This window comes from Caballeronia sp. KNU42, from assembly GCF_053760385.1.
The window spans coordinates 482,183-505,815 of the sequence record NZ_CM132389.1; the positions used below are offsets into that span (position 1 = coordinate 482,183).

A 23,633-nucleotide genomic window follows, 5' to 3' on the forward strand; every position below is an offset into this window, starting at 1 on the left:
AGGTGCGAGCCTGTGAGGATAAGTGCCGCGCCAAGCCGCCGGCAACGAACGATAGGTGCTAACCATATGCTCACGCCGGGTTTCCTTGAATCCTGTTCTCTACGCCATGAAGCGAATGCGGTTCAGTTCTTTAGTGCTCTGACGTATATCGATCGGCGGATTTATTCGTCGCTTTGCGGGGCTGTCCGGTCAAGAATCCGAAGTCAACTAATGTCAGTCAATGTCAGCTGATTTCAGCTATTAAGCGCTAGAGCAAGATGACCCAACCTCCCAATACGCCGCCCCGACAACTTCACCTCAACGTCAATATCCTGCATTCGGGTTTTGTTCCCTCTGCATGGCGCCTGCCCGATGCCGATCCTCAAGCGTTCATCGACGTTCGTCACTACGTGCGGGTCGCGCAAATTGCGGAGGCGGCCGGCTTCGACGCCGTGTTCCTCGCCGACAACGCCTCGATCGCCGACCAGATCGACTTTCGCCCGATCACCGCGCTCGAGCCGACCATCCTGCTTGCCAGCATCGCGGCAGCGACTTCGCATATTGGTGTGATCGGCACTGCGTCCACGAGTTACAACGAGCCGTACAACATCGCGCGCCGTTTCGCCACGCTCGACCATGTCAGCGGCGGCCGGGCAGGCTGGAACGTCGTGACGACCGCTGACCTGGGCTCGGCACGCAATTTTGGGCGCGATGCGGTGCCCGATCACGCCGAGCGCTATGCACGTGCCGCGGAATTCACCAGCGTCGTCAAGGCGCTCTGGGACAGCTGGGAGGATGGAGCGGTTATCGGCGATAAAACGAGCGGACTATTCGTCGATACCGCCAAGGTTCATCCCGTCTCGCATCGAGGCACGCATTTCTCGGTGCAAGGTCCTTTGAATGTGCCGCGTTCGCCGCAAGGACATCCGGTGCTGGTGCAAGCCGGCGCTTCGGGCGATGGCCGCGAGCTGGCCGCACGGCATGCCGAGGCAGTGTTCTCGGCCTCGCAATCGTTCGATGAGTCGCTAGCGTATGGACGCGATCTGAAAGCCCGTGCAGCAGCCTTTGGACGTGGTCCCGACGCCGTGAAGGTGCTGGCGGGACTGACCACGATCATCGGCGCAACGGAGGCCGAAGCCTTGCGCCGCCGCGATGAACTGGTTGACCTGATTCCGTGGAGCTATAGCGTCACGCGGCTGGCCGGCACGCTCGGCGTGACACCGGATCGACTCAAACTGGATGAGCAATTGCCGGACAACCTGACCTTGCCCGGCCAGGGCAACGGCAACCATACGTTCTTTCACGCCACGCTGGCACAAGCCCGGCAGCACGGTTATACGGTGCGTCAACTCATCCGGGCACTTGCCGGAGGCGGGGGGCATCGCGTCATCGTGGGTACGCCGGAGCAGATAGCCGATGACATCGAACGCTGGTTCAAGGCCGGGGCCGCCGATGGCTTCAACCTCATGCCCGATACCTTGCCGGGCGGATTGCAGGACTTCGTTGATGGCGTTGTTCCAATCCTTCGCCAGCGCGGCATCTTTCGCACCGGCTACGAAGGCACGACGCTGCGCGAGCATCTCGGTCTGGCGCGTCCCGAGAACCAGAGCTTGTGGCGCAAAAGCGCCTGAACTTACGTCAACACCGAGCGGACGCATGCATCACAGCGTCCCCTTTCACGAAGCATCCCGACGATCCCACACACCATGGCCAAGCGAACCGGACAACTGCGCCTAGGCGCGTTTCTTTACCCTGCGGGACATCACATTGCCGCGTGGCGGCATCCGGATGCCCAGGCAGACGCGGGAATAAATTTTCGGCACTATGTGCAGCTCGCCCAGGCTGCGCAAGCGGCTAAATTCGACCTGCTGTTTCTCGCCGATGGCGTAGGCACCCGAGGCGATAACCTCGACTTCCTGAGCCGCACCGCGCACAGCTATATCGCTCAGTTCGAGCCGATCACTTTATTGTCCGCACTGGCTGCCGTGACGGAAGACATCGGCCTGGTCGGCACGGCGTCGACCAGTTTTAACGAGCCGTATCACATCGCGCGCAAGTTCGCGTCGCTCGACCATATCAGTGGCGGTCGTGCGGGATGGAACCTTGTGACTTCATCGAATGAGCATGAAGCGAAGAACTTCAATCGCGATCGGCATTTCGAGCATGGAGAACGCTATGAGCGGGCGACCGAGTTTGCGGAAGTTGTCGACCGGCTTTGGGATAGTTGGGAGGACGATGCATTTCTGCGCGACAAAGAGCAAGGGCGTTTCTTCGATCCCGCCAAGCGTCATGTCCTCGATCACAAGGGACGCTTTTTCCAGGTCAAGGGGCCGTTGAACGTAGCGCGCTCACCGCAAGGTCAGCCCGTGGTCGTGCAGGCGGGTTCGTCGGAGGCCGGCCGGGCGCTGGCCGCCCGTACCGCAGAGGTTATCTTCACGGCGCAGCAAACCCTTCAGGACGCAATCGATTTTTATGCCGATGTCAAAGGCCGCCTGGAACAACACGGGCGTCATCCGGATGAACTGAAGATCATGCCCGGCGTAATGCCTATCGTCGGACGCACCGAAAGCGAGGCGCGCGAGAAATTCGAGCATTTGCAATCGCTGATCGACCCGGCGGTGGGACTTGCGTTGGTCTCGGGACTTACCGGTGGTTTCGACCTGTCGGCTTATCCGCTCGATGGCCCGATCCCCGAACTCCCCGAAACGAACGCGAGCAAGAGCCGTCAGTTGCTCACACTGGAATTGGCACGGCGCGAAAACCTGACGATTCGCCAGCTATATCTGCGCGTGGCGGGCGCACGCGGACATTGGCAAGTGGTCGGAACGCCTGAGCAGATTGCGGATCAACTGGAAGAACGCTTCGTCCACTATGGCGCCGACGGCTACAACATCATGCCCGCGGTGCTGCCGGGCAGCCTGACGGATTTCATCGAACTGGTGTTGCCGGAATTGCGCCGCCGTGGATTGTTTCGGACGGAGTATGAGGGCCACACGCTGCGCGCGAATCTTGGCCTTTCACGCCCTGTTAATCGGTACTCGGTGGAGAAGGCCGATACGGTTGCTGCTTGAGTGGAAGCACGTGTGCGAACGAGTCGGGCGGGTCGGTTCGCGCCCCAGGCCGGTGAGCACTTGACCCGTGCGGACGGCGGTATGTCATTGGGCCGGACCATTGCGTCAAAAAAGCGGCAAACTGAACAAGGAACTCGCGTACCCACTAAAATCCTCGGAAGAGACGAATTTTCCAAGGTGGGCATCTGGCCGAGCATCAACAAGGTTTTATTCTGACGCGTCATTGGCGGGACACCGCCAATGGGACGGAGGTCGAATTCTGGCTGGCGACGGACGACGGTCCCCGCCACCTGCGTTTGCGTCCGCAGGACTCGGTGGCGTTCATTCCAGCCGAACAACGCGAGCGCGCTGAAACCGTCTTGCAGCGCGAGAAGCAAGTGGAATTGCGTCCGCTGGATCTCGTTGACTTCAACCATCGGCCGGTGTTGGGCTTGTATACGAAGCAGTATCGGCAATTGACGGGGCTGGAGAGGCGCTTGAAGCAGGGCGGCGTCGATGTGTACGAAGCCGATGTCTTTCCGCCGGAGCGCTACATGATGGAGCGCTTTATCACGGCGCCGGTCGTGTTCACTGGCGAGTCTCATGGAGACGGTCCGCTTCTGAACAGCGAATTGAAACCCGCGTCGGGTTATCGGCCGAAGCTGAAACTGGTGTCGCTCGATATAGAAACCAGTGCCAAAACCGAACTCTATTCCATCGCGCTCGAAGGCTGCGGCGAGCGCCACGTTTATATGCTTGGACCGCCCAATGGGGATAGCAGCGGCATCGACTTCAAGCTTGAATACTGCGAAAGCCGCCCTCTCCTGCTGGAAAAACTCAACGAGTGGCTTGAGAAGCATGATCCCGATGCGATCATCGGCTGGAACCTGGTTCAGTTCGATTTGCGCGTATTGCAGGAGCACTCGCAGCTGTATCAGATTCCGCTGCGATTGGGTCGCGGTGGGAGCGTAATGGAATGGCGGCAGCATGGTCTCACTCAAAACCATTTCTTCGCGGGCGCGGCGGGACGATTGTTGATCGATGGTATTGAAGCGCTGAGGTCGGCAACATGGAGCTTCCCTTCGTTCAGCCTCGAGTATGTCGCGCAGAGCGTGCTCGGCGAAGGCAAAGCCATCGATAATCCCTACCAGCGAATGGACGAAATCCAGCGTCGCTTCGATGAAGACAAGCCCGCTCTCGCGCGCTACAACCTGAAGGATTGCGAGCTGGTCACGCGGGTCTTTGCGAAAACGGAGTTGCTGCCGTTCCTGCTCGAGCGCGCAACGGTCACGGGTCTTCCCGCTGATCGCAGCGGTGGATCCGTGGCCGCTTTTACGCACTTGTATATGCCGCGCATGCATCGGCAAGGTTTCGTCGCGCCCAATCTTGGCGATGTTGCCGGTGCGGCAAGTCCCGGCGGATTCGTGATGAATTCGCGGCCGGGTCTTTACGATTCCGTCCTGGTTCTCGACTATAAAAGCCTGTACCCATCGATCATTCGCACCTTCCTTATTGACCCCGTTGGATTGGTCGACGGTCTCCGACATCCGGACGATGAGCATTCGGTGCCGGGGTTTCTTGGCGCGCGTTTCTCACGTACGCGTCATAGTTTGCCGGCTATTGTCGATCAGGTCTGGAAGGGGCGCGAAGAAGCGAAGCGCGAGCACAACAAGCCGCTCTCGCAAGCGTTGAAGATCATCATGAACGCGTTTTATGGCGTGCTGGGTTCAACGGGATGCCGCTTCTTCGACCCTCGCCTGGCATCGTCGATAACCATGCGCGGTCATGAAATCATGCGCAAGACGCGCGAGCTGATTGAAGCCGAAGGCTACGAAGTGATCTACGGCGATACGGATTCCACGTTCGTCTGGTTGAAGCACGCTCGCAGCGAAGAAGAAGCGGCGCGTATTGGCGGCGCGCTTGTCGAGCACGTGAACGCGTGGTGGCAGGATCATGTGCGAGAGCGCTTTGGCCTGCAAAGCGCGCTGGAGTTGCAATTTGAGCGGCACTATCGGCGGTTCTTCATGCCGACCATTCGCGGCGCGGAAGAAGGCAGCAAGAAGCGTTATGCCGGCCTTAGCCTTCTGCCTGACGGTAGCGAAGAGGTGGTTTATAAGGGACTCGAAACCGTTCGCAGCGACTGGACCCCGCTCGCGCAGCAGTTCCAGCGAGAACTCTATTTGCGAATCTTCAAGGGTGAGCCGTATCAGGACTATGTACGCGACTATGTACGGCGCACGCTGAGTGGCGAATTCGACGAGTTGCTCGTGTATAGGAAGCGCCTGCGCCGGCCACTCGATGCGTATGAGCGCAACGTGCCGCCGCATGTCCGCGCGGCTCGCATGGCCGATGAGTTCAACCGCGAGCGGGGGCGGCCGTTGCAGTATCAACGCGGCGGCTGGATCAGCTATGTGATGACAACCGCGGGACCGGAGCCGCTTGAAACCTTGCGGGCCGCCATTGACTACGATCACTATCTGACACGGCAGTTGCAGCCTATCGCCGATGCGATCTTGCCGCTTTTGCAAAGCGATTTTCAGACGTTGGTGTCTGGGCAGCACGAGTTGTTTTAGCGTGCGAAGATATCCACAGAAATTGTTGGCAAGGCTGTGGACAAGTTGCGGGGAGGTTAGGCAACGCGTTGATTTGGTTGAGTCTTGCTACCCTGCTTCGTTATGAACGACGCAGGGCGGCCTGGCAAGAGTTGTTCAACAGAATGCCTGGATTTTTCTGCGCCATAGTCAACTTCCCCCTGTGATCGCCAGATCCTGGTTAGGCGGACGCCACTGCCGGCGCCGGTTATATCCGCTTCGGCGCGTGCCTGCGCGCCTGCCAGAGATCGTAGTCGAGCTGCATACCAAGCCAAAGATCAGCTCGCCCACCGCGCTCCACACCCGCCACTGTTCAATGCGTAGCGCCATTTCGGGAGTGATCCCGCCACGCTCGTTGAGCAGACGAGACAAGGTCACTCGGGACACACCAAGTTGCTCAGCAGCCTCGGTAACCGTCAGGTTCAGTGCAGGCAGCACATCTTCCCGGAGGATTGCCGCAGGGTGTGGCGGATTGAACATGTTCGACATAGCTTTCGTCAATATGAAGACTTCAGTGTAATGCCCGATGCAACCGGGCTACGCGATTTGAGCGTTCAGACAATCTTTTAGTGGTAGTCCCTGTAGTCAACGAGGATTGCATCCTCACCGTCAAACATGAACGTCAACCTCCAGTTGCCGTTCACCGTTACAGACCAGACTCCAGCCTCCTCACCCTTAAGTGGATGCAAACCCCAACCCGGCTGATTCATATCTTGATGTGATTTGGCCCTGTGTAGTGCTGTCAACTGACCAATCAACCGCGGCTTATGTGCTGCCTGAATCACTGCTGCTGTACCGGTTTCAAACAAGGGTTGCACACCTTTATGATTGAACGATTTGATCATCGCGCGCTGTTTTTGTTGCTACCAGAACAGTGCATCATGCACTAATACACTTTACAAATCCCAAGCGCGTTTTCCACCGCACTCGCCAGCGCCAGAATCACCTCATCCTGACCATGCAACCCGCCGATGCTGAACCCCACCGGCACGTCCCCCTCCCGATAACAAGGCACTGAAACCGCACAGCCATCAAGAAAATTCACCACGCTCGGATTGCGCAGCACCAGCGCGTTCGCTGCGGCGAACGCGGCGTCATCGACTTCGAGCGCGGCAATCGATGGGGGCGCGATAGGCACGGTCGGCATGACAAACGCATCGAAACCAGCGAAGAACTGCCGAGCCGCCGCGATGGTCGCACGCCGCGCCGCGATCAGATCGAGGTAATCCGCCGCCGATGCCGCCTCACCCCGCCTGATCCGCGCCAGCACGCGCCGGTCGTACATATCGGCCTGCGTACCCAGCCGCGAGCGATGAGCGGCAAACGCTTCTATCGGAGAAAAGCCGAACGCGTTGATCGCAGGCAGTGAATCGAGCGGCGCGAAACGAACTTCCGTGAGCAAGGCTCCAGCATCAGCGAGCCTGTCCAACGCCGCTTCATAGGTTCGCGCGACTTCCGGCTCGATGCCATCCATCACATAGTTGCGCAGCACCGCCAATCGCGCGCCCGCAAGCGGCCTTCTTGCACCGAACGATGCACCCGAGAGCACGCCGTCCATCATCGTGCAGCAGGCGACGCTCGGTGCAATGGCGCCCACCACATCGAGCGTGGGCGACAGCGGCACAACGCCCTCAGTCGGCACACGTCCCGCGCTCGGTTTGAAACCCGTGAGCCCGCAAAACGCGGCGGGAATCCGCAGCGATCCGCCCGTGTCACTGCCAAGGCCCGCTGCCGCCAAACCATCGGCCACGGAAGCCGCGGCCCCCGACGATGACCCGCCCGCCACATGTCGTTCGCTCCGGCGCCACGGCGACGCAGGCGTGCCATAGTGCGGATTGAGGCCCAGCCCCGAGAACGCGAACTCGCTCATGTTCGTGCGCCCGATCAGCACCGCGCCGGCTCGCCTCAACCGGGCGATAGCGGGCGCGTCGGTACGAGCAGGCGGCGCATCGGCGAGGACGCGGGAACCGGCGCGGGTCGGCTGGCCTTGTACATCGAAGAGATCCTTGACCGATACCGGCACACCCGCCAGCGGCGAGAGACGCGTGCCGGCGCGGCGTAGCGCATCGAGAGCATCGGCCTGGCGGCGAGCGCCGTCAGCGTCCACGAAACAGAACGCGGCGCCCCCATTGCCGCCATCGGCAGCGATGCGTTCCAGCGCGGTTTCAGTCAGTTCGCGCGAGGTCGTCGTGCCAGCGTCGAGCATGGCGGCGAGGTCGGCGAGCGGAGTCTTGGGAGCGAAGAGCGTCATGGAGGATATCCAGTAAAAGTCAGGCGACGACCGGCAGCGAAGCCACCGAATACCGATGTGTCAAAGTGCGTTCGAGCACGGGATCGTGTATCTCGAGTTCGAAGGCATCGCCCGAGGACATCGCCGCGATCGCGCCGTGCACAGAAAGCGTACCGCCGAACATCGCGCTCTTCGCAGGCAGCGTCGGCGCACCCGCAAACCTGCGCCATAAATCAGCCGGATCGAGCAGCCCATTGACCGCACCCGATTGATAAAGACGGCGCTCACCGTCGGCGCTACTCAGCCACGAGCGCATCGTCAACCGATCCCAATGTCCGGCGACATCGGCATAGAGCCAGGCATCGCGGCCAAGCGGTTTTGCGCAAACCTGCTTCGATACCGCCACGCCATACGCCTCTACTTCGCGGTCCGTATGATCGGAGCCGATAGCGACCAGCGTCCCGAGCGGGCTATCGAGCAGCACGCATTCGACCTCGCCCCCCGAGTGCGCACCGAGCACGGTAATGCTCTCGTCCTGCGTGAGCAGATCGGCGGCCAAGCGATAGAAACAAGGCGTCGTGGATGGCGGCGCTACACCAAGCGCCGCGAGTTCATCGATATGCGCCTGAATCGCGGCGGGGTCTCGCCCTGCCCAGCCCGCGATCACGAGGTCATCGATGTTGGCAGTGGTCGACACAGGCTCGGCGCCGAGGGGAAATACATTAAAGGAAAGCGTAGTCATTGGGGAGCTTGAGTAGATGAGCGTAGCGCGGAGACAGGTAGCGCGTTAATTTTCCAGCGGCCGTCGCGCAGTCTCACGCGCGACGATCAGCGAGATGCCGGTGACAATCACTGCAACGGCCACATACACCGACACCGCCAACGTGCTGTTGTAATGCTTGAACAGAGCCACGATGATGAGCGGCGCGAAGCCGCCGCCGAGAATGCCGGCCAGCGTATAAGCGAGCGACGATCCGGCATAGCGCACACGGGTAGGAAACTGCTCGGTCACGAATGCGGCTTGCGGCCCGTACATCACGGCATGGATCACAAGCCCCACCACGACGGCGATCACGATCTGCCACGGCTGCGCGCTATCCACGAGCACGAAGAAAACAAACGCCCACACCAGCGCGGCACATGCACCCGCGAGATAAACCGGCCGACGCCCGAACCGGTCCGACAGCGCGCCAAAGAACGGCACGCTCAACGCATTGCACGCGGTGCCGATCAGCACGGCGGTCAGAGCTGTCGTACGCGAGAGATGCAGGACGGTCGTGACATAAGTCAGCGTGAACACGACCAGCAACGCGTACAGCACGTCCGATCCGATCCGCGAACCGCCCGCAATCAACAGACGCCGCCAGTGCTGCGTGAGCACTTCAACAACGGGCACCTTAGCCGTAGCATGGGCGTGGCTCAACTGTTCGAACTGCGGCGTTTCATCGACTCCGCGCCGTACCCACAGGCCGAAAACCACCAGCAGCATGCTGGCGATAAAGGGCAAACGCCAGCCCCAGGCGAGGAAGTCATCGGGGGAGACCAGGAGCGTGAGGAGCGCGATGAGACCCGTCCCGAGCAAGGTGCCAAACGATGGCCCGACCTGCGTCCACGACGCGCTCAGGCCGCGCTTGTCCTGATCGCCATGTTCAATCGATAGCAGCACGGCTCCTGCCCACTCGCCGCCGAGCGCGATGCCCTGCACGAAGCGCAGCGCGACGAGCAGGATCGGACTATAGATGCCGATGGCGGCGTACGTCGGCAGGAAGCCCATCAGCGCCGTGGTGATGCCCATGAGCACAAGCGTGAGCATCAGGACCGCACGACGGCCGATGCGGTCACCCAGGTTGCCGAAGATCACGCCGCCCAGCGGCCGCGAGATATACCCGACCGCGTAGGTCGAGAACGCGAGAATGGTGCCCGCGAGCGGATCGACCGAGGGGAAGAACAGGTGATTGAAAACAAGCGCGGCGAGCGTGTTGTAGATCGTGAAGTCGTACCACTCAAGCGACGTGCCGACCATGCTCGCCGTCGCCAGACGGCCGCGTCCGACGTGCGGTGAACCGATATCGGATTGCTGGGCAAGTGTATTCATCGAGAACCTCGGATGATGAAAGCGGGATGACGTCGGCTCAGGCGGAAATGCGCCAGAGCATCTGGAACGTACGGACTTCGGCGCCTTGCGCGAGTGTTTCGGCGAGCGCGCGGGTAACTTCGGGATCACTGCCTTCGACCAATACGAGCGCATCGGCAGCGGGCAATGCGGATTCCTTCGATGCCGTCAGCGATACCGACAACGCAGGCGCAGTGCAAAAAAGCCGGGCGGCATGAATGCCGGGCTGACGTAGGTTTGCTTCGAAGCGCGGTTTTAACAACGCCGCCTCAACGCGTTCTGGCGGGAGCACAAACAGCGCGAGAAACGCGCCTTCGCCGTCACCCGTTTCAAGTGTCAGTTCGCCTACGCGTCGCTGCGTGCCGGTCATTCGCGCAAAGTTGGCGAGAGACCACGGAGTTTGTTGAGTGAACGCGCGTTGATAGGCGTCGCTGCGGAAGACGGCGAGCGACTCGGTCACATAGAGCGCGAGATAGCGGCGCGGGCCGCCGTCGGTGGCCTTGAAGCGGCGGGCGTAGCGAAAGCCGGGGATCGCGACGCGTTCCTGCATGTGCTCGCGGTCGTACCACGCGTTGAAATCGGCTTCCTGCACCGGATCAGGATCGGTGTCTGTCCAGATGCAAAGCTGGCCCTGCGGTTGTGATGCGCTCATCGATTGTTCCCTGGCGAAAGTGGATTCGTAGTGGGAACAGTGTCGCGAGCAACGGGGGCTTCGGTCCAACAAGAAAACAAATACGGCGTGAATAAGTTTCCTTATGACTTGCTTGGCGGCGACTTGTTCGTGCGACCCGGCTTGCGCGTGTTGACCATTGGCGACAACGTCCGCGCGTTGCCAGTCTTGCGGACGCCGCGTTTAGGCGATGCGTCTCGCACGGCCTCAGTCTTCGCAACCGGTACCGGCTCAGCGTGGAGCGCTGTTTCGAACCCGCTCGCGGCTTGCCGTGCCAGATCGGCGATACGCGCGGCGAGAGGGTGACTTTGTGCCCTGCACGTCGCCACCAGCGGCAGCGATGGAAACTCGGCACTTACATCGAGGACCTCGAGCGTCCCTTCGCGCAACTCACGCTGGATGATCGCGGGTGGCAGCGCGGCCACACCGAAACCGTCGGCAACCAGCCGGATCATTGCCGCCACCGACGTGATGCAGTTGATCCGCGCAGGTCTCTCGACCGCCAGTGCGAACAGTTGTTCGAGCGTCGCGTGCGGGCCGGAATGGCGCGAGAAGCTGACGATGGGGAAGTCCGCGAGGTGCGCAAGATCGAGTGTCCGGCCTGAGAGCCCGAGCTTGGGACTGGCCACCCAGCGGACCGGGAATTCGCACAGCGGCAGATTCGTGAAGTCGGGGCCGGCGATTGCATCGGTCTGCAGGATCAATTCGATCTCACCGCCACGCAGCAGGTTCGCCAGGTGAATCGTGGTGTCGCTGGTGACTTCTATTTCAAGCCGGGGATAACGCTCGCGCACGAGCGCCATCAGCGCCGGGAACCAGCTATGCACGATGGATTCGATCACCCCGATGCGGATCAGGCCTGCGTCGGCGTCTGCGTCGTCGACTTCCCGGCGCATTTCCTCGCCAAGGCGGACGATGCGCTCTGCATAGGCCAGCATCTTGCGGCCAGCCGGCGTAAGCGTGGCGGAGCGCGAGTTGCGATCGAACAGGCGGACGTCGAAGCTCTCCTCAAGCGACGCGATCCGGCTTGAGACCGCCGCTTGCGTGGTGTGCAGTTTCTCAGCCGTCAGGCGGAAATTCTGGAGTTTGGCAAGCCAGACGAAGGTTTCGAGGAAGCGGATGTTCACGGCAAGGGTCGCAAGTCATGACGAACGTGCATGGTAACGCGTCATGGCGGATGGGCCGTTCTGGCTGGCTAAGGTTGCTCCAACGCGCGGACGGATCGATCCGCATGCATAGGTGTTTTTGGTGGATATATTTACTGTATAAAAAATTGCAACGACGAAACGATTTCCGATATTAATTCTATTGCTCGTTTAATTCTTGATGTTTTGCCAAATGACAATGCTTGATATAACCTCCTACTCTATTAAGTCGGCTCCTTAAAGCAAGGACGACAAAGCCTGCTCGCGAAGTCCTCAGAGTCGAATCTGTCGATGATCGATAGCTTGTCACATGTACGGTGCAACGCCATCCGAGCCGATCTGCGTTTTGCGCATGCTGGTCATGTTCCAGACGTGCCAGCGATCGTCTTCATTGGTAATTTTTCCTGAATACTCCGAATAAAGACATTAACCAATCAATCGTTTTAGAAAACATCTATAGGTCAAGGTTATTTGACTCAATCAATTAACTCGCGAACGAGAACGTATTTCAAATTGAAAACGTCAACCGTCATTACCACCGATAAAGCGCATCTACCCCCAGGTTGTATTCAACCGGACACAACCGAATTGCAAGCGGAGTTTGACCTCATGATCCAATGCATCAGACTGATCCTCGCTACCCTGCTCTTGTTGTTGGCGACCTCCTGTTCGACTTCGCAAATACCTCCGACAAACGCGGTCGACCCCGATCTGGAAGCAAAAGCGCGCGCGGCGCTACAGCAGTTGTACAGCACGACCCCCAATGCAAAGTTGCTCCAGTCCCGAACGAAGGCCGTGCTCGTATTTCCGGAAATACTCAAGGCGGGTTTGATCGTCGGTGCTGAGGAAGGCAACGGCGTGATGTTTGGCGCGGATGGGAAAGTGATGGGCTACTACAACGCGACCTCCGTTTCGTATGGTCTGCAAGCCGGCGCACAATCGTTTCAGGAAGCCATGTTCCTCACGACCGATTCCGCAATCAAGTATCTGCAGACTAGCGGCGGCTGGTCGATTGGCGCGGGGCCAAGCGTTGTTGTCGTGGATTCCGGCACGGCTCGGTCGTTGACATCGACCACGTTGCAATCAGATGTCTACGCGTTCATTTATGGCCAGCAAGGGTTGATGGCCGGGGTAGGTATTCAAGGGCAGAAAATCTCGAAGCTTAGTCCGTGAGCGGGTGGTTATGCAGATGACTTGCGAGTGAGCCTCTGGTTCACCGGGCGCACGACTATCATGGCGCCCTCAATGAACTATACTTGCATAAGCTAGCTTTTTCTTATTATTTCGTCGCGCGATAAACGACTGCACCCGTAGTTGGATCAATGTCGAATAGCAGCACATGCAAGAAGAATCCAAGCGCCAGCCCGATACTGTAGGTAGCGAACATTGCGCCTCCCCGATCAAAAAGGGCAGTAATGGCAGCGCCTCCGACGCTGCTAACAATGGTTCCCAAGCTACTCACCGAAATCTCCTTCGAGTGCGCCAAGACATAGCGCAATGTCCAGCCAATAACAGATCCAAAACAACCGGCACCGAAAAGCTGGAGAAGGTTCATCGCTTTATCCTAACGTTCGGCTACCGGCCGTGCGGAGCGCTCACGCGCAGGGTCATCTCCTTGGTTCTCCCGCTGGGATTCGTCAATGATCTGACCTGAGATCCAGCAACAGCGTCTCAATGGCGCTGTGTAGCCCGGGCAAATCATTACGCACCGTGTTCCACACGATATCGAGATCGACGTTGAAATAGCCGTGTGCTACAGCATTGCGCATTTCGTAGGCGTCGGTCCACGGAAGTTCAGAGTGCGCTTCAGCAAAGTCGCGGTAGTACTTGTCAACGTTATTACTTGCTTCGCCAATGATTTCGACGTTACGGATCACGGCATCGCATACAAGCTCATTCGCCTTAAACGCAGCCTTGTCCATATCGACCGTGTACCTTCCAATGCGGTCAATTGCATCGAGAATGTGCTGCAAGTAATCCGGCAAGCGTTGTTTGTCACGACTCATACGGGCACCGCCTCGGCGACCACAACCTCACGAAATTTTTCGGGAAGTGCATTCGGAGTCAGCACGTCTACCGATACGCCAAGCAACTGTGCCAATTGGCGCCGGATCGAACCGATATTCAACAGGGTCATTCCTGGTTCCGGGTCAACCAGGATGTCCAGATCACTCTCTTCAGTATCTTCCCCGTGCAAGACGGAACCAAACACGCGCGCATTGACGGCACGGTTTGCTTCGACAATCAGCCGGATTTCCACGCGGTGCGCATCGAGTGCAATAGAAGGCTTCATCGAACGAACTCCTCGACTGTTTAAGGTCCACCGGGCGCTAAGGCGCGCACCGAAACACCACTTTACTGCATGCTCTTCGCCGATTCACCCTACTCGCCGATTGCCATATTCATGTCCTCTATCAGAACCGATTCTGCAGGTTTGAGGATGATTCCCTTGAGTGCGGTCACTGAGCGTTCAGCAAGCGCGACTTCGTAGTGCCCGGTTTCGTCGTTGAGCATGAACTCTATGCGGTCCCCGGTTGCGAGCCCGAGCTGGTTACGTACTTTTACAGGAATCGTTACCCGCCCTTTAGATGTCAAAGTTGCCGATGTCATTGCTTCTCGTATCCATCATGCATTAATTTGCTCCCTGTCAGCGGGGCAGCTTCTTCGTGCTGCTGCCTGTACGCATCATCAGTTCCAGAGTCGCCTCGAGACGAATCACACGCTCGGTCAGTCCCTCGATCTTTAGCTGCTGCTCTTTCACCGTACCGGCCAGCGACACCACCTTGTCATTCATTTTGATAACGGTCGTAAGCGCGTCCCACACCTTGTCGGTCACACCCATTACTACTTACCTCCTGTCATTGCAGCGATGCGCTTGTTCGATTCCACAACAAATGACAACGCGTCATCGAGTGCATCATTCGCTTCCTTCGTGGACGCGTCCACGCGCCAGATCAGCGCATTGATATCCTCTTCATCATCCGACGGCGTAAAGCCCTGCGCCGCTTGGCGCATCAATTCGCTCACGTTGAGCCCGAGACGCTTCGCGGTGCTCGCAATCGCACGTTTTTGAACCGGCGTCACCTGGACGACAATCCGTTCCGTTGCAGCGGCCATTCTTAGGCTCCTATGTACATGAACATGATATGTACATATTATGCCCTTTCCGGTACCGGTCAAGTGCTTTTTACCGCATCAACGGATTCGACCGATTCCAGCAGCGCTCAAAACGAAATCTCCGCCCGGCCCCACCAACGAGAACGGCCCGCTTCCGCGGGCCGTTCTCACATCATCACACACCCCGCACCAACTTAATCCGCCGCCCTCAACTTCGCCACTTCCGCATCGGAAGGCTGGACACTCGCGCCATCGATATACCGAAAGTTCGTCATGATGCCCTTGCCGTCCTTCACCGCCGTCGTCCCGACGTACGCACCCATCGTCGACTGGTTATCCTGCGCGCGGTACGTGATGGGACCAAACGGCGTCTCAACCTTCAAGCCCTTGAACGCTGCCGCAAGCTTCTCCGGGTCGGTCGACTTGGCCTTCTTCAAACCATCGGCAATCGACATCAACGCCGAATAACCCACCACCGATCCAACCCGCGGATAGTCGTGATACTTCGTCTCATACGCCGCGACGAATTTACGATTGGCAGGTGTATCGATCGAATACCACGGATACCCCGTCACGATCCAGCCGACCGGCGCCTCGGACCCGAGCGGATCGAGGTATTCAGGCTCACCCGTCAGCAGCGATACCACGGAAACGTCCTTGAACAAGCCGCGCGTATTGCCCTCACGCACGAACTTGCCGAGATCGGCAGCGAACTCGACGTTGAAGATTGCATCGGGCTTCGCGTCCGCGAGCGCTTGCGTGACCGCACCGGCATCCAGCTTGCCAAGCGGCGCCGCCTGGTCAGCCACGAACTCAACGTCAGGCTGCGCCGCTTTCAGCAGACGCTTGAACGTCGCCACCGCCGACTGCCCGTATTCATAGTTCGGATACACAACCGCCCAGCGTTTCTTGTGCAGCTTGGCGGCTTCAGGTACGAGCATCGCGACCTGCATGTAGGTCGACGGACGCAACCGGTACGTGTACTTGTTGCCGTCCTGCCAGACGATCTTGTCGGTCAGCGGTTCGGCAGCCAGGAAAAAAATCTTGCGTTGCTTGGCATAGTCGGCAAGCGCCAAACCTGTGTTCGACAGGAACCCGCCGAACAACAACGAGACCTGTTCGCCCGTGACCAGTTCCTGCGCCACGCGAACCGTATCGCCCGGATTGCCGTTGTCGTCGCGCGAGATGACTTCGAGCTTCTTGCCATCGATACCGCCTGCCGCGTTGACCTCGTCGAGCGCCATGTTCCAGCCGTTCTTATACGGGCCGAGGAACGCAGGCTGCGCTTTATAACTGTTGATCTCGCCAATCTTGATGGTCTGGGCGGCAGCGCCGGCCGACACCAAAGCGGTGGCCAGGGGCGCAACCACGAAAGCGGCTAAGCGCAGCAACGATCCAACACGCGTGGTCATAGTTTTTCTCTCCGGATAAGGCTAGGTAAGGCGGCTAGGTTGAATGCCAAGTGACATGGCTAAGGTTGCCTGAAGGATACCCTTGGTCGATCTGTACTTGAATTGAACACGCTTAAACACTCAGGTAAGCCCGCCGCACCGCTTCGTCGCGGGCGAGCTCGTCTATCGTGCCGCTAAACCGTATCTGCCCTTTTTCGAGCACATACGCGCGGTCACTGACGAGCTCGGCGAAATGCATGTTCTGCTCGGATAGCAAGATGGACAGCCCTTCGCGCTTCAACTCGAGAATCATGTTCGCCATCTGTTCAACGATGATCGGCGCCACGCCTTCCGACGGTTCATCGAGCAGGACCAGCGTGGGATTGCCCATCAGCGTACGCGATACGGTCAGCATTTGCTGCTCGCCGCCGCTCATCTGGCTGCCCGGACGATTCGGCATCTCGCCAAGATTCGGGAACAGGCGGAACAGTTTTTCAGGCGTCCAGCGGGGCGCGTCCTCGCGTGGCGGCTGGCGGCCGGTATCGAGATTCTCCATCACAGAGAGATCGCCGAACACGCGCCGGTCTTCCGGCACGAAGCCCATGCCAAGCCGCGCGATACGGTACGGCGGCAACTTCGCGATATCGTGTCCGCAGAAATTGATCGCTCCCTGCCGCGACGGCAGCATGCCCATGAGCGCTTTCATCGTGGTCGACTTGCCCGCGCCGTTGCGGCCCATCAGCGCGACCACTTCACCGCGGCCGACTTCGAGTTCAACGTCGTACAGAATCTGCGCGCGGCCATAGAACGCATTCAGGCCGGAAACTTTCAACATGGTCTTGTCTTGAGTAGACGGGTTCATTACGCGACTCCGTCGGCTGCGAGTGATGCACGCGGCGTGAAAGATTTTCCCGTGCCGAAATACACCTCGCGCACACGCGGATCGTTGCGCACGCTCTCCGCATCCCCCTCGCCAATCAGCTTGCCGCGAGCGAGCACGATCAGCTTGTCAGCGTAGGCGAACACCACGTCCATGCTGTGCTCGGTGAAAAGCACGCCGAGCTTGTGGTCGATCACCAGCTGCTTGGTCAGCGCCATCAGGTCGTTGCGTTCCTTGGGCGCCATGCCCGCTGTCGGTTCGTCCATCAGCAAGAGCTTAGGTTTGTTGGCAAGTGCAATGGCCAGTTCGACGCGCTTCACATCGCCATAAGCAAGCACACCGCATGCGCGCTTCGCATGCGCCGCCATGCCGACTTGTTCGAGCAGCGCGATCGCTTCATCGGCGTGAATGGACGAGGTCGGTTTCCACAGGTTGAATAGCTGGCGGTCCCGCGAAACGAGCGCCATCTGAACGTTTTCAATCACTGTCATCGAATTGAAGGTCGCGGCAATCTGGAAAGTACGGCCAACGCCGAGACGCCAGATATCGCGCGGACGTTTGCCCGCGATCTCATGGTCGTCGAACAGGATCGAGCCCGAACTCGGTCTCAACTGCCCGTTGAGCATGTTGAAGCAGGTCGACTTGCCCGCACCGTTCGGACCAATCAGCGCAAGCAACTGCCCCGCGTGCAAGTCGAAGGAGACGTCGTCGACCGCTTTCACGCCGCCGAACGACTTCGCGAGATGAGAGACGCGCAAAAGGGTCACAGGGCCTCCTTGGCGGGTTGCGGACTCACGCTGTTATCGGAATTCTTGTGCGACCCAAGCTTGTCCCGCACGAACCCCACAATCCCCTGCGGAAACGCAATCACCAGCACCAGGATCGAAGCACCCAGCAGCGCCTCCCAGTAGTCCGTCTGACGCGCGACCGTATCTTGAAGCCAGGTGAACACTGCCGCGCCGACAATCGGGCCGGTAAGCGTCTGCAAGCCACCCAGCAGCACCATGACGAGGCCGTCGACCGAGCGCCCGACGCTGATCACTTCCGGCGAGATCGACCCCTTGGAGAACGCATACAGCGATCCCGCGAGACCACAGAACAATGACGCGATGATGAAAGCGACCCACTGCACGCGCTTCACGTCGATACCGATTGCTTCGGCGCGAAGGGTTGAGTCGCGCGAGGCGCGCATGGCATAACCGAGTGGCGAGAACAGCATTCGCCGCAAGAGCCACACACCCAGCACCGCGAACACCAGGGTCACGTAGTAGTACGCCACGGTCGAACTAAGCCAGGTCGACGGCCACAGGTTGAGAATACCGTTGCTGCCACCGGTCACCGCGTCCCACTGGAACACGATCGACCAGACGATCTGCGCGAAGGCCAGCGTCAGCATCGCGAGATAGACACCGGACAAGCGCACGCAAAACCATCCGAAGACGAGTGCCCCGATACCTGCAAGCAACGGACCGAGCACGAGCGCGGCTTCCATCGGCAGGTTCAGGACCTTCAGGAACAACGCGGCGCCATAGGCGCCGAGGCCGAAATAGGCGGCATGGCCGAACGAATGCATGCCGCCCGGACCCATGATGAAGTGCAGGCTTGTCGCAAACAAAACCGCGATCAATATCTCGACCAGCAGCACGGGCATATAGGGGAACACGCCTGACAGCAGCGGAGCCAAAACAAGCACCGCGAGCACGACAGCAGCAAATATCTTCAGGCGGCTATCGGCGGGACGCAGCGGCGTTTCAGCGACGGCCATGGTGCGAACCGCGGCCTGCGCGCGACCGAGCAGCCCCCACGGCCGCACGACGAGTACGATCGCCATCACCACGAACTCAGCCACCAGCGTGAACTTGCTTAGCGAAAACACAACGCCGCCAATGGTCACGTCACCTATTCCAATGCATAGCGCCTTGATCTCCGCGATCAGCAGCGCCGCCACGAACGCGCCCGGAATCGAGCCCATTCCGCCCACCACCACCACGACGAACGCATTGCCGATCGTATCGATATCAAGCGACAGGTTCGCCGACATGCGCGGCACCTGGAGCGCACCGCCAAGACCCGCGAGGAATGCGCCGATGAAAAACACGCCCGTGAATAGCCAGGCCTGGTTGATACCGAGCGCACCGAGCATTTCCCGATCACCGGTCGCCGCGCGCACAAGCGTGCCCCACCGCGTTTTAGTCAGACCGAACCAGAGGATAGCCAGTACCACGGGACCAATCACGATCAATGCAATGTCATAGGTGGGCAATGCGTGGCCAAGCAGGTTGACCGCGCCGCCGAGCAGCGGAGCGCGCGGTCCGAACAGGTCTTCCGGGCCCCAGATATACAGCGCCGCGTCCCGAAAGATCAGCACCAGCGCAAAGGTTGCCAGCAGATGAAATAACTCGGGCGCCTGATAAATGCGCCGGAGCACGATCACTTCGACCAGCGCACCAAGCACGGCAACCACGAGCGCTGCCGCAAGCATCGACAGCCAGAAACCGGCGACGGTTGAGCCGAAGCGGCTGGCGATGCTATAGGCCACGTACACGCCAAGCATGTAGAACGAGCCGTGCGCGAAGTTGACGATTCGCGTCACGCCAAAGATCAACGACAAACCGGACGCGACAAGAAACATGGCGCACGCGTCCGCTAGTCCGTTGATGAGTTGTATAGCCAGATTCGAAAGCATCGATGCCTCTATTGCTCAGGTTTCATCAAGGTGTTCGTGTCGGCAAGCGCGCCTTTTACAGCGATACTCATGTCTGCCGATACAAATGTACACACTTTAATTCTAGTCTTCTATGCAATGACCATGCCCACTTTATATCTAGTGACTTGTACTAGGTATGATGACTCTTCACCCTTGTTTTAAAGGGTTTTACGACTAACGTTAAGCTGACATTCAGGCAATCGTGCGTGCTGTGCTGCACCTTATAAAACCAGCGTACACACCACAATCGCTTTTCCGGTGCGAAGGTCCCGCTATTGGTGCAACGCGATTGCGGTGGCGCTTGCCGGTGCACCAGACGAAGCGGCTAATTAATAAGCGTGAGCTTAGCCACAAAAACGCACGATAGACTGATTGCGCTTATTCGGAATCCGGCGCGCTTAACTTGCGCAGCAAATACAGCACGGCCACTCGCTCCGCTTCGTTCAGCTCGCCCATGGTCAACTCACTAATGCGAAAGGCGGTTGGCGTGATCTGTTCGACCAGGCTTTCACCTGCCCGCGTCAGTTGCACCGTCACCTTCCTGCGGTCGTCGGGATTTGTCTGCAACTCGATCAACTCGCGTGCCCTCAGACGTTCAATTATGCCGCGTACCGTTGCGGCATCTATCGCGGTCGCCTTGCCCAGGTCGCTCATCGAAGACGGTCCAAGCCTTCGGCTGGCGCTCAATACTGCAAACTGCACTGCCGTCAGTTGAGGATCGTCGATGGTCTGGCTGAAGATCGCGAGATGGCGCTGATAAGCCTTGCGAAGAAGATGCCCGATCTGCTCCGACACCTCATAGCGGGACACGGCGTCCTGTGCAGAGTGCGATGAACCGGAAGGAAGCTTCGAAGGCGCCATGATAGTTCGAATGTCGGAAGGGTGGGATGTGGTCAGACGCTCGCCGGCGGCGGCGCCATTCATCAAAGGAGCCGCCTGCCCGCCGCTAATGCACGTGCTTTCGAATTCGCGCCGACGCCTGCGCCAGGTCTTTCCACGGTGCTTCATTCGGCGCAAAGGTCGCACGGATATAAGTCACGAGATCGGCGATCTGCCGGTCATCGAACGAATCCTTGAAGCCGGGCATGTAACCGAGCGCATCGGTAGCGGGGGCATCGATGCCATTCTGGATGACGTTCAGCAGATTGTCCGGCGTGCCTTCGCTCACGCTGGTGTTCAGCGAGAGCAGCGGACGCACCCCGAAGTTGCCCACACCGCCGGTCGCGGCATGACAAACCGCGCATGCGCCTTCGAAGATCCGCCGGCCGCTGTCGAGTCCTTGCAGCGTCACTGTGCTTGTCGCGAGAGCGTGTGCAGGCTGGGACAGGGGAAGAGCAACCGGCTGCGGCGACAGCGACGCCACGTAATGCGCCATCGCGCGCACGTCCTCTTCCGGCAGCATCGACAAGCTTGCGACGACCGGCGCCATCGGTCCCGCCGCGACGCCATGTTCATGCGAGAAACCGGTCTTGAGATAGTCGTACAGCGCCTGCTCGGTCCATCGCACGGGCGCTTTCGAATTGGCGACGAGCGACGGCGCCACCCAGCCTTCAGCGCCGCCGCCAGTCAGGTACAAACGCCCGCCCTTCTCCGCCCCGAATGCATTGCGCGGCGAATGGCACGCGCTGCAATGTCCGGCGCCATCGACGAGATAAGCGCCGCGATTCCATATCGCCGAACGCGTCGGGTCAGGCTTGAACTCGCCCTGCTTCAGGTAGAGCGCGTTCCATCCGGCGACCAATGCGCGCTGATTCAGCGGAAATGGCAGGCGCGTGACAGGCGGCGCATTTTCGACTGCCGGCTGCGACATCAAATACGCGTATAGCGCGGTCATGTCGGCCTCGCTCATCTTCGTGAACGCGGTATAGGGAAACGCGGGATATAGATGATGGCCGTCGCGTGAAATGCCCTGGCGCATCGCGCGATCGAATGCAGCGAACGACCAGTTGCCGATGCCCGTCTTCGGATCGGGCGTCAGGTTGGTCGTGTAGACCATGCCGAAAGGTGTTTCAAGGCCGAGGCCGCCCGCGTTGACCGCGCCGCCGGGCGCCGTATGGCAAACCGCGCAATCTCCGAACTCGGCAATCTGGCGACCGCGGGCGATGGTGGCGTCGGACCACGTCGATGCAGCCGGGCGGGCAATCGCTTCAATCGGGGCACGCAAGGACCACGCCGTGCAGGCCAGTCCGATCAGGCTACCTACGCCGCCGGCCGCGACCGCGGTCCAGAGCGAGCGTTTTGCGCGCCTCAATTTATTGCCGAGTGTGTTTGTGGCAGGGGTTCCGCCCAACGCCGCGAGCACGCGCTCCGGCGTGAACGGCGGCGCACGAAAGCGCACGCCGGTCGCGTCGTAAAGCGCATTCGCGATAGCCGCAACCGCCGGAGAGACATCGATTTCCAGGCGATCGTCCGCAGCGCTCTGCGTTGCAATTTCGCCCGATACCGCCGATGCGGGAGCAAGTTCATGCGATACAGCTTGCACGCCCGGCGTCTCATCGTGCGAGGGCCGCGCGGTGAGTTGCAGACCCAAAGCGCGCGAAGCCGCAGCAGCGATTCTCCGGGCCGGAACACCATTCAACCGTCCAATCCTGCGGCGGCCGCTTGCACGCCCCGCCACCACCCGCTTAAGCGCCACGTCACCGGTCAGGCGATTCACATCGAGATCAACGATCCACGCTGAATAGTCGGGCGCCGGGTTGTCGCCGGATGCTGCATCGTGTTTGTCGAACGCGAAACCACGGCCATGGGCGAACTCGTTATCCGCGCGGCGCGTCTTGCGAGTTTGCTTCTTTGTGTTCCACGCTGCCCGCTGCGCCACAGTATCGATCAGTTCCCTCGCGCCGCCATACTCCACCGGATCGAGGTGATCGAGACGAAACGACACCGGATCGCGATGATGATCGCGCGCGATTTCATCGACGAAAGACTCGCGTGCGAAGGTATGCGCCGAGCCGGGAATCAGCGCGGCGGGATCATCGACGAAGGACGTGGCGCGGGATGAAGAATAAGGACCCGGATCTTGCGCGATTGCTTCGCCGCTGGTCAGGCCCGGCGTTCGCGCCATGTAGCGCCAGTCGAGCAGCGCGCCCTCGCCATCCAGCGACGCGGCGACAGAAACTGCCGCCTCCTTGACCTGCGACGCCGCCATATAACCGCCGACGCATATCGTCCGGCCGGTCTCCGCCGTCAAGACAACCGCGGCGAGCGCGGCATGCGTGGCGATCTGCGGATCGGCGCGGCCATCGGGTGCGTCGAGGGAATGCAACACAAAACGGTCGGGCGACAGGCCCGTGACAGCGGCAAGCTTCGCCCGAAGATCTGCCGCCTCGGGAGCAATGCTCCAGACCGTGATACTGCCGGCGTCGACACACGCAATGGCCTCGCACGGCATCAGCCTGTCCGCCGGAATCGGCCATGTGTAATGCGCTTCCTGCTGCAAGCCGGAATGTTGCACGGGTAAAGAAGGGGTATCACCGGCATGCTGCGGACGGGCCGATAACACCAGCCGGCAAGCAGCGTCGCGTGCCTGCTCGAAACGCTCGGCCACGAACGCGGCGACGTTTCCCGCGACCACCCAACGCACGCCTGCTTCCACATGCAACTGCAGCGCAGACGCGCGCAGCGCGGCGTCAGCCTCCCCCAGCACGCACGCGTGAAGCATCGACTCGGGCATCAGCACGGGTCCGCCAGAACTTCCTTCGTGCACGGCGTCCATTACATCGGGTCCATTACAGGGCGTCCATCTCATGGGGTCCAATGA

General features: G+C 59.8%; 22 protein-coding genes and 1 pseudogene. 4 read left to right on the forward strand and 19 right to left on the reverse strand.

Annotated elements, in window-relative coordinates; translation table 11 throughout:
• Positions 1-257 precede the first annotated feature (257 nt).
• From ACSOSP_RS21305 to ACSOSP_RS21315, 3 genes are all read left to right on the forward strand, one after another.
• Complete coding sequence (locus tag ACSOSP_RS21305; protein WP_455312908.1) at positions 258-1,610, forward strand: LLM class flavin-dependent oxidoreductase; 1,353 nt, start codon at positions 258-260, stop codon at positions 1,608-1,610.
• A gap of 75 nt (positions 1,611-1,685) precedes the next feature.
• Positions 1,686-3,050, forward strand: a complete 1,365-nt coding sequence (locus ACSOSP_RS21310) for an LLM class flavin-dependent oxidoreductase (protein ID WP_455312909.1) — start codon at positions 1,686-1,688, stop codon at positions 3,048-3,050.
• Between the two features lie 185 nt (positions 3,051-3,235).
• The gene (locus ACSOSP_RS21315; protein WP_455313744.1) at positions 3,236-5,602 is read left to right on the forward strand and encodes a DNA polymerase II; all 2,367 of its coding nucleotides are present in this window, start codon (positions 3,236-3,238) and stop codon (positions 5,600-5,602) included.
• 226 nt (positions 5,603-5,828) lie between these two features.
• Here ACSOSP_RS21315 and ACSOSP_RS21320 read toward each other — a convergent pair.
• The 7 genes and pseudogenes from ACSOSP_RS21320 to ACSOSP_RS21350 form a co-directional block, all read right to left on the reverse strand.
• Positions 5,829-6,109, reverse strand: a pseudogene (locus ACSOSP_RS21320) (HigA family addiction module antitoxin).
• 77 nt (positions 6,110-6,186) lie between these two features.
• Positions 6,187-6,465, reverse strand: coding sequence for a type II toxin-antitoxin system RelE/ParE family toxin (locus ACSOSP_RS21325; RefSeq protein WP_455312910.1), 279 nt, complete (start codon positions 6,463-6,465; stop codon positions 6,187-6,189).
• 41 nt (positions 6,466-6,506) lie between these two features.
• On the reverse strand, positions 6,507-7,871 hold the full coding sequence (locus tag ACSOSP_RS21330; protein ID WP_455312911.1) for an amidase: 1,365 nt from the start codon (positions 7,869-7,871) through the stop codon (positions 6,507-6,509).
• A 19-nt stretch (positions 7,872-7,890) separates the two neighbouring features.
• Positions 7,891-8,592 (reverse strand): DUF2848 domain-containing protein, encoded by a 702-nt coding sequence (locus ACSOSP_RS21335; protein ID WP_455312912.1) that lies wholly within the window; start codon positions 8,590-8,592, stop codon positions 7,891-7,893.
• A 45-nt stretch (positions 8,593-8,637) separates the two neighbouring features.
• Positions 8,638-9,945 (reverse strand): MFS transporter, encoded by a 1,308-nt coding sequence (locus ACSOSP_RS21340; RefSeq protein ID WP_455312913.1) that lies wholly within the window; start codon positions 9,943-9,945, stop codon positions 8,638-8,640.
• A 37-nt stretch (positions 9,946-9,982) separates the two neighbouring features.
• The gene (locus ACSOSP_RS21345; protein ID WP_455312914.1) at positions 9,983-10,615 is read right to left on the reverse strand and encodes a hypothetical protein; all 633 of its coding nucleotides are present in this window, start codon (positions 10,613-10,615) and stop codon (positions 9,983-9,985) included.
• 101 nt (positions 10,616-10,716) lie between these two features.
• On the reverse strand, positions 10,717-11,760 hold the full coding sequence (locus ACSOSP_RS21350; protein WP_455312915.1) for a LysR family transcriptional regulator: 1,044 nt from the start codon (positions 11,758-11,760) through the stop codon (positions 10,717-10,719).
• Positions 11,761-12,387: 627 nt separating this feature from the next.
• Between ACSOSP_RS21350 and ACSOSP_RS21355 the strand changes: the two genes are divergently transcribed.
• Positions 12,388-12,951: a lipid-binding SYLF domain-containing protein gene (locus ACSOSP_RS21355; protein ID WP_455312916.1), complete on the forward strand. Its 564-nt coding sequence runs from the start codon at positions 12,388-12,390 to the stop codon at positions 12,949-12,951.
• Positions 12,952-13,057: 106 nt separating this feature from the next.
• On the opposite strand, the gene ACSOSP_RS21360 is transcribed toward ACSOSP_RS21355, so the two are convergent.
• The 12 genes from ACSOSP_RS21360 to ACSOSP_RS21415 form a co-directional block, all read right to left on the reverse strand.
• A complete protein-coding gene (locus tag ACSOSP_RS21360) occupies positions 13,058-13,333 on the reverse strand; it encodes a hypothetical protein (RefSeq protein ID WP_455312917.1) in 276 nt (91 codons plus the stop codon).
• An 82-nt stretch (positions 13,334-13,415) separates the two neighbouring features.
• Positions 13,416-13,784 (reverse strand): HepT-like ribonuclease domain-containing protein, encoded by a 369-nt coding sequence (locus ACSOSP_RS21365; RefSeq protein WP_455312918.1) that lies wholly within the window; start codon positions 13,782-13,784, stop codon positions 13,416-13,418.
• A complete protein-coding gene (locus ACSOSP_RS21370; protein WP_455312919.1) occupies positions 13,781-14,071 on the reverse strand; it encodes a nucleotidyltransferase family protein in 291 nt (96 codons plus the stop codon). The genes ACSOSP_RS21365 and ACSOSP_RS21370 overlap by 4 nt, the downstream gene beginning before the upstream one ends.
• 89 nt (positions 14,072-14,160) lie before the next feature.
• The gene (locus ACSOSP_RS21375) at positions 14,161-14,388 is read right to left on the reverse strand and encodes an AbrB/MazE/SpoVT family DNA-binding domain-containing protein (protein WP_455312920.1); all 228 of its coding nucleotides are present in this window, start codon (positions 14,386-14,388) and stop codon (positions 14,161-14,163) included.
• A 37-nt stretch (positions 14,389-14,425) separates the two neighbouring features.
• Positions 14,426-14,620, reverse strand: a complete 195-nt coding sequence (locus ACSOSP_RS21380; protein ID WP_455312921.1) for a hypothetical protein — start codon at positions 14,618-14,620, stop codon at positions 14,426-14,428.
• Positions 14,621-14,622: 2 nt separating this feature from the next.
• Positions 14,623-14,895, reverse strand: coding sequence for a plasmid mobilization protein (locus tag ACSOSP_RS21385; RefSeq protein WP_455312922.1), 273 nt, complete (start codon positions 14,893-14,895; stop codon positions 14,623-14,625).
• 194 nt (positions 14,896-15,089) lie between these two features.
• Entirely contained in the window at positions 15,090-16,307 is a 1,218-nt protein-coding gene (locus tag ACSOSP_RS21390) for an ABC transporter substrate-binding protein (protein WP_455312923.1), read from the reverse strand.
• Between the two features lie 112 nt (positions 16,308-16,419).
• Positions 16,420-17,148 (reverse strand): ABC transporter ATP-binding protein, encoded by a 729-nt coding sequence (locus ACSOSP_RS21395; RefSeq protein ID WP_455312924.1) that lies wholly within the window; start codon positions 17,146-17,148, stop codon positions 16,420-16,422.
• Entirely contained in the window at positions 17,148-17,933 is a 786-nt protein-coding gene (locus tag ACSOSP_RS21400) for an ABC transporter ATP-binding protein (protein ID WP_455312925.1), read from the reverse strand. The genes ACSOSP_RS21395 and ACSOSP_RS21400 overlap by 1 nt, the downstream gene beginning before the upstream one ends.
• On the reverse strand, positions 17,930-19,852 hold the full coding sequence (locus ACSOSP_RS21405) for an ABC transporter permease (RefSeq protein WP_455312926.1): 1,923 nt from the start codon (positions 19,850-19,852) through the stop codon (positions 17,930-17,932). The genes ACSOSP_RS21400 and ACSOSP_RS21405 overlap by 4 nt, the downstream gene beginning before the upstream one ends.
• Positions 19,853-20,251: 399 nt before the next feature.
• Complete coding sequence (locus tag ACSOSP_RS21410) at positions 20,252-20,734, reverse strand: MarR family winged helix-turn-helix transcriptional regulator (protein ID WP_455312927.1); 483 nt, start codon at positions 20,732-20,734, stop codon at positions 20,252-20,254.
• An 85-nt stretch (positions 20,735-20,819) separates the two neighbouring features.
• Positions 20,820-23,588, reverse strand: coding sequence for a c-type cytochrome (locus tag ACSOSP_RS21415; protein WP_455312928.1), 2,769 nt, complete (start codon positions 23,586-23,588; stop codon positions 20,820-20,822).
• Positions 23,589-23,633 lie beyond the last annotated feature (45 nt).